This is a genomic window from Vibrio sp. 1078-1, from assembly GCF_033340475.1.
Map to the genome: position 1 here is coordinate 1 of NZ_JAWOWM010000061.1, position 1,275 is coordinate 1,275.

General features: G+C 50.1%; 1 protein-coding gene and 1 pseudogene. Both read right to left on the reverse strand.

Features of this window, described 5'->3' with window-relative positions:
* Positions 1-639, reverse strand: a 639-nt coding sequence (istB, locus tag R7190_RS25580; protein WP_318137642.1) for an IS21-like element ISVch3 family helper ATPase IstB, incomplete at its 3' end; no start/stop codon positions are given.
* 10 nt (positions 640-649) lie between these two features.
* Positions 650-1,275 (reverse strand): annotated as a pseudogene (locus R7190_RS25585) (Mu transposase domain-containing protein); the annotation flags it as partial.

The window sequence follows — 1,275 nt, forward strand, 5'->3', positions numbered from 1 at the left end:
GGTGGCGTTGCCGATCATGTTGTACCACTCCTTTACGGGTAGTTGACTGATGACGATTGTGCTGCTGTTTTGGTAGCGGTCTTCAAGCACTTCTAACAAGTGACCTGCATGCTCTTGAGTCAGTTTTTCCATCCCCCAGTCGTCGAGGATCAGTAGAGCTTTCTTAGCCAACGATTGAAGTTGCTTTTGATAGCTACCATCCAGACGACCTGCGGTCAGATCATCAAGCAAGCGAGTTAATCGGTAGTATCTGACCGTTTGTTGTTGGTCGCAGGCGCTGGTTGCCAGAGCGCAGCCAAGATAGGTTTTGCCTGTACCTGTTGGGCCTGTGATCAAGATATTCTGGTGCTTGTGCAGATAACTCCCCGTCAGAAGTTCACTCATCTGTTTGCGGTTGAGGTTTCGCCCCTCCTTGTAGATGAGTTGGCTCGGCTGAGCATCTACTCTCAGTTTGGCTTGTCGTTTTAAGCGTTGGATTTTTGTCTGATTGCGATTCAAGATTTCACTTTCCAGAAGCAGGCTTAGCCTTTCCTCGAAGTCCAGCTCTGCGTAGGTGGTCAGTTGCTCTTGTTGCTGCTCTAACGCTTTCGCCGCATGACTTAAGCGCAGGGCTTTGAGTTGGTCATTGAGTGCGTTCATATCCTTTCTCCTAGTGATAACAGTTCGGGCCACGAACATTGCTGTGAACAAGGTTCGGTGTATTCGCTTTATCTTTACTCAGTTGCCCCTCGCGATTGTTTTTCAGCAGATTATTGATGAAGGTGTAGTTCGGTTTTGTCAGCATCAGCGCATCTTTACAGGCTTGCTCTAAGCGCGATTCGCCATGCGCTTTGTTCAGATTGAGCAGCTCAAGGCAGGAGCGATACGACTGCTCTGGATGAGGCTTGGAGTTGAGCATCTTATTAACGGCTTCTCGCATAGCTGGGCCGATATTGGCTCCCTTAGTTGAGCAGGCGTCCAAGCGACCACTTCTGATGTTGATGATTACTCGGCATGTGCTCTGGTTGGGTGCTGTTTCCGCGCTCTCTTTGGCTGCGTGGATGCTGGGCGATCAAGTTACCTTGATGGTAGATCTGCACCAGACGGTTGGAGGCTTCCAGCTCGACGTGGTGACCTACCAGTTGATGGGGAACCGAGTAGTAGTGACGGCGATATTCGATGTGATAATCAGGCCCAACCTTGGCTCGCTTGGTTTCAGTATATAGATATCGCTGCTTAGGAAGGGGCTTTAACGCGGGTTTATCGAGTTTGTCGAACAGCGCTTTGCGGCTCGCA